Source organism: Roseateles sp. P5_B10 (assembly GCF_056400485.1).
The window spans coordinates 1-4,701 of record NZ_JBFULE010000406.1 but is presented as its reverse complement, the minus strand read 5'-3'; the positions used below and the strand labels follow the sequence as shown (position 1 = coordinate 4,701).

General features: G+C 68.6%; 5 protein-coding genes. 3 read left to right on the top strand and 2 right to left on the bottom strand.

What is annotated here, in order from left to right; all coding sequences use genetic code 11:
* The first annotated feature begins 165 nt into the window (after nt 1-165).
* The 3 genes from AC1DU6_RS20515 to AC1DU6_RS20505 all read left to right on the top strand — a co-directional run bounded on the left by AC1DU6_RS20515 (nt 166) and on the right by AC1DU6_RS20505 (nt 3,010).
* Nucleotides 166-654: a Spy/CpxP family protein refolding chaperone gene (locus AC1DU6_RS20515; protein ID WP_056196209.1), complete on the top strand. Its 489-nt coding sequence runs from the start codon at nt 166-168 to the stop codon at nt 652-654.
* A 91-nt stretch (nt 655-745) separates the two neighbouring features.
* Nucleotides 746-1,465: a response regulator gene (locus tag AC1DU6_RS20510; protein ID WP_457323232.1), complete on the top strand. Its 720-nt coding sequence runs from the start codon at nt 746-748 to the stop codon at nt 1,463-1,465.
* 165 nt (nt 1,466-1,630) lie between these two features.
* Nucleotides 1,631-3,010: a sensor histidine kinase gene (locus tag AC1DU6_RS20505; protein ID WP_477859217.1), complete on the top strand. Its 1,380-nt coding sequence runs from the start codon at nt 1,631-1,633 to the stop codon at nt 3,008-3,010.
* Here AC1DU6_RS20505 and AC1DU6_RS20500 read toward each other — a convergent pair whose 3' ends face one another.
* On the bottom strand, nt 3,011-4,354 hold the full coding sequence (locus AC1DU6_RS20500) for an MATE family efflux transporter (RefSeq protein ID WP_457323227.1): 1,344 nt from the start codon (nt 4,352-4,354) through the stop codon (nt 3,011-3,013). It lies immediately after the preceding gene.
* The coding region (locus AC1DU6_RS20495) for a DUF1289 domain-containing protein (RefSeq protein ID WP_477859215.1) at nt 4,351-4,701 on the bottom strand (351 nt) is incomplete at its 5' end. The genes AC1DU6_RS20500 and AC1DU6_RS20495, both read right to left, overlap by 4 nt.

Here is a 4,701-nt window from a genome sequence, read left to right as displayed (position 1 = left end):
CATGCGCTTCAAGCCCATCAAGTAAGCCTTGATCGAAGGGGAGGCCGGTTCACCGCAAGTAAAACTGGCCCTGTTTGTCGACACAGTTCTTTACCCCACCCCCAAAGATCCCACACAGGCCGCCTGGAAGATGACCTCACTCACTCTTCTTCCAGGAGACCTTTGATGAAGTCCTTCCCGATCCAGAACCTGTTGCGCGTCGGTGCGGTGGCTGCGGCCTTGGCCTTCGGCGGTGTTGCTGCCCAAGCCCAGCCTGCCCACGGGGGTCACCACGGCGGCCCGGCCATGATGGCGCCCGGCGGTCTGTTCGGTGGTCACATCGAGCACATGCTCGACGTGGTCAGCGCGACCGAATCCCAACGCAGCCAGATCGAAGCCATCTTCAAGGCGGCCCGACAGGACCTGTCGGGCCAGCGCGAAGCCGGCATGAAGCTGCACCAGCAGATGGCCACGCTCTACACGGCCACCAACATCGACGCCGCCGCAATCGAGGCCGTGCGCGTGCAGATGAGCGCCCAGCACGAGGCCGCCTCCAAGCGCCTGAGCCAGGCCAGCATCGACGCCGCCCGCGTGCTGACGCCCGAACAGCGCGCCAAGATTGCCGAGGTGATGAAGAAGCGCCAGGCCCGCATGGCTTCCCGTCACGCCGGCTGATTGGCCCTTGACCAGGAGTTCTGCGATGCTTGAGCCCCGTTCCACCGGCGCCGAAGTGCGCCGGATTCCTTTTTCTTCCCTGGCCCCGGTGATGAGTAGCGCCCGACTGCTGTTGATCGATGACGATGCCCGCCTGACCGGCATGGTGGGCGACTATCTCCGCTCCGCCGGCTTCGAGGTCAACACGGCCGGCAGCCTGGCCCAGGCCCGTGAGGCCTTGGCCCACAGCCGCTTCGAGTTGCTGGTGCTGGACTTGATGCTGCCCGACGGCGACGGCCTGGACTTCTGCCGCTGGCTGCGCGGCGACCCGCGTTGGCGCCACCAGCCGGTGCTGATGCTGTCGGCCCGCGGCGAGCCCATGGACCGCATCCTGGGCCTCGAACTGGGCGCCGACGACTACCTCGCCAAGCCCTTCGAGCCGCGCGAACTGCAAGCCCGTATCAAGGCCCTGCTGCGCCGACTGGAGCCCAAGCTGGATGGCGACGAGGTGCTGCGCTTCGGCCGCCTGGATATCGACCTGGCCGCTCGCGTGGCGCGCCTGGACGGCAAGATCTGCGACCTGACCAGCCACCAGTTCGACCTGCTCGTCGTGCTGGCGCAAAGCCCCGGCCGGGTGCTGAGCCGCGACCAGATCATGGATGCGCTGAAGGGCCACCCGCTGGAAGCCTTCGACCGCTCCATCGACGTGCACATCTCGCGCATCCGGGCCGTCATCGAAGACGATCCCAAGAACCCGCGCCGTGTACTGACGGTTCGCGGAGCCGGCTATGTCTTTGCCCGCAAGCAGGACGCCGACGCGGACGCTGCTTGAGTGTGAGCCCCTCGTCCAGTCTCGCCACGCTGAACGCGGGCGCGCCCAGCCGGTCCCCCGAGGGGACGGCGATGCTTGCGGCATTGAGCCACAAGCACATCGCCCTACGCGGGCCGGCTAGGGGCGGCCCGGCGCTCGGCCCGCAAAACTCCACGCGCCCCTGATTTGAAAAGCCTCTACGTCCGCATCTACCTGACGCTGGTGGCGCTTCTGCTGGCGTTTGCCTTCGGCTCGGCATGGCTGTTCCAGCGCCACATCGAGCAGGAGCGCGGCAACGTCGAACTGGCGGCTGGAGAGCGGCTGAACGCGATGGCCGGGCTGCTCAAGCTCGCGCTGCCGCCGGCCGACGCGCCGCGTGCCGAGCAGGCTGCCGTCTTTGCCGACTGGGGTTTGCGCCTGCGCATGCCGATCGCGTTGGAGGATGCCGACGGCAAGCGCATCGCCACGACGCAGATGTTCCAGCGCCGTGCCGACGACCCCGGCGCCATCATCGTCAGCGCCAACCTGGGCGATGGCCGCAGTCTGGAGATGGTGCGTACCGTGCGTCCGCCAGGCCCTCAGGGCGCCGCTTCAGGCGCCTCGGGTCCTGGAGGCCCCGGCGCGCGGCCGCCCCGGCTGGATGAAGGCCCCTGGACCGGCCCCTGGCTGCATCGCCCCGTGTCGCCAGGCGCGCCGGCGGTGTCGACCTTGGCCGTCGTGCTGGTGCTGCTCTTCATCGGTGTGGCGGTCGGCGCCTATCCCGTCGTGCGCCGGCTGACGCGGCGGCTCGAAGCGCTCAAGCGTGGCGTCGAGAAGTTCGGCTCCGGCCAACTGGGCCATCGCGTCGACGACAGTGGTCGCGATGAGGTGGCCGCCCTGGCCACCAGCTTCAATCAGGCGGCCGACCGCATCGAGACACTGTTGCGTTCTCACCAGACCCTGCTGGCCAATGCCAGCCACGAGCTGCGTTCGCCCCTGGCACGGCTGAAGATGGCTTTCGCGATGCTGGACGACGCTGCKCCCGCACAGCGCCAGCGCCTGGCGAAGGAGATCGACGTCAACATCGCCGAGTTGGATGCGCTCGTCGAGGAAGTGCTGCTGGCCAGCCGGCTGGAGGCCGGCAGCGCGGTTGGCGAAACCCATGCCGTCGAATTGCTCGCGCTGGGCGCCGAGGAGGCGGCTCACGCGGAAGCCGCCTTTGAGCCCGAGACCGATTCCGCTCGCATCGACGGTCAGGAGCGCCTCCTGCGCCGCGCGCTGCGCAATCTGCTCGACAACGCGCGCCGCTACGGCGGCCCCGACGTGGAGCTGGCGCTGCGGCCGGTCGCCGGAGGCTATGAATTCATCGTTGCCGACCGAGGCCCGGGCGTGCCCGCCGATCTGCGCGAGCGCATCTTCGAACCCTTCTACCGGCTGCCCGGCCATGCCGAGATGGCGGGCGGCGTCGGGCTGGGCCTGAGCCTCGTCAAGCAGATCGCCGAGCGCCACGGCGGCAGCGTGCGCTGCCTGGCACGCGACGGTGGCGGCAGCCGCTTCGTGATCTTCCTGCCCACGGCGGGACGCTGATCAGCGGTTCTCGTTGAAGACTCGCCTGAGCAGCAGGCTGAGAAGCAAGGCGGCGGTGATCAGGCCGGCGGTGGCCGCTTGCCAGAAGCCGACCGCGCCGACGCCGTTCTGGCCAAAGGCGAGGAAATAGCCGCCACCGATGCCCAGGCCCCAGAGCGCCAGGACGTAGATGATCATCGGCAGCGTGGCGACCTGGTAGGCGCGCAGCACATAGGCCGCCACCGTCTGCAGGGCGTCGCCGAGGTGGAAGAACCAGACCCAGACCAGCAGCGGCAGTGCGGCGGCGGCTGTCGCCGCATCCGAGGTGTAGAGGGCGACGATGGGCTCGCGCGCGAGGGCGACAACGGCGCCGACGCCCGCTGCCGTCAGCGTGGCCAGCGTCATCGCATGCCTGCCGACGGTGCGCGCTTCGTGCTTTTCGTCGGCCCCCAGATGCTGTGCGACCAGCGTGCCGGCGGCGGTGGCCATTGCGAGCGCGATCATGAACATCATCGCGACGAGGTTGACGGCGATCTGGTGGCCGGCGACCGGTGTTGCGCCAAGACGGGCGATGAAAAAGGCCATGAAGGTGAAGCCCGTCACCTCGACGAGGATGGAGCCGCCCATCGGCAGGCCCAGCTTCACCAGAGCTGCGAGTTCGCCCCAATGCGGTCGGGTCTGCCACAGGTGCGGGATCCTGAACGGCCGGTAGAAGGCGTCGCGCCTGAGCAGTAGCATGGCAACGGCGGCTTGGCCGATCAGCGCGATGGCCGTCGCGACGCCGCATCCAGCGACGCCCATCGCAGGAATCGGACCCCAGCCGAAGACGAGCACGGCGTTCAAAGGCACCTTGGCCGCCAGGCCGGTGAGCTGCATCGCCATGACGGCCTTGGGGCGGCTGACGGCGGTCGAGAAACCACGGAAGGCAGTGAAGAGCAGGGCGGCGGGCAGTGCAAAAGCCTCGGGCCGCGTGTAGGCGCGCACCTTGTCAGCCTGGGCTGCGTCGAGGTGGGCCAGTGCCGTGAAAGGATCCGGAAACCACAGCGCCAGGCAGCCCGGAATGCAGAGCAGCACCGACAGCCACTGCGCCTGCACGAAGCTGCTGCCGGCACCGGGTAGATCCTGGGCACCGAACTGCCGGCCAGCGATGGGCCCGACCGCGAGGATGACGCCCATCAGGCCGACAAAGATGGTCACGTAGGCGGCCGAACCGACAGCGAATGCAGCCAGGTCCTCGGGGCTGACGCGGCCCATCATCAGCGTGTCGATGGTGCTGAACATCATCACGGCGATCTGGCCGACAAGGACGGGCCAGGCCAGCGGCACGAGGCGGCGAACGCTGTCGATGAAGCGGATGCGGGTCATCGGGTCACGCGCTCCGCGTAGCGGTTGAAACGCCAGGCCGTGCCTTCGTGGGTGATGCGGTGCCAGACGACACGCTTCTCGAAGGGGTCGAGCGCCGGCCAATGCTGCACTTCGTCGAAGGTGCGGCCGCAGCCTTTGCAGATGGCGTCGCCCTGGGCCGTGGAGCAGATCGCAATGCAGGGTGAGTCAGGCGTCGTCGCGTACCAGGCCAGCCAGGCATCCAGGGCCATGGGCTTCAGCGTGGCAGGGTCAAGCTCGGTCGCGCGGCTCAGCGCGAGCAGCGCATAGGCCTCGGCCAGCGCACGCACCTCGGGTGCGGCGCTGATGCCGTCAGGCGAGGGTGAACG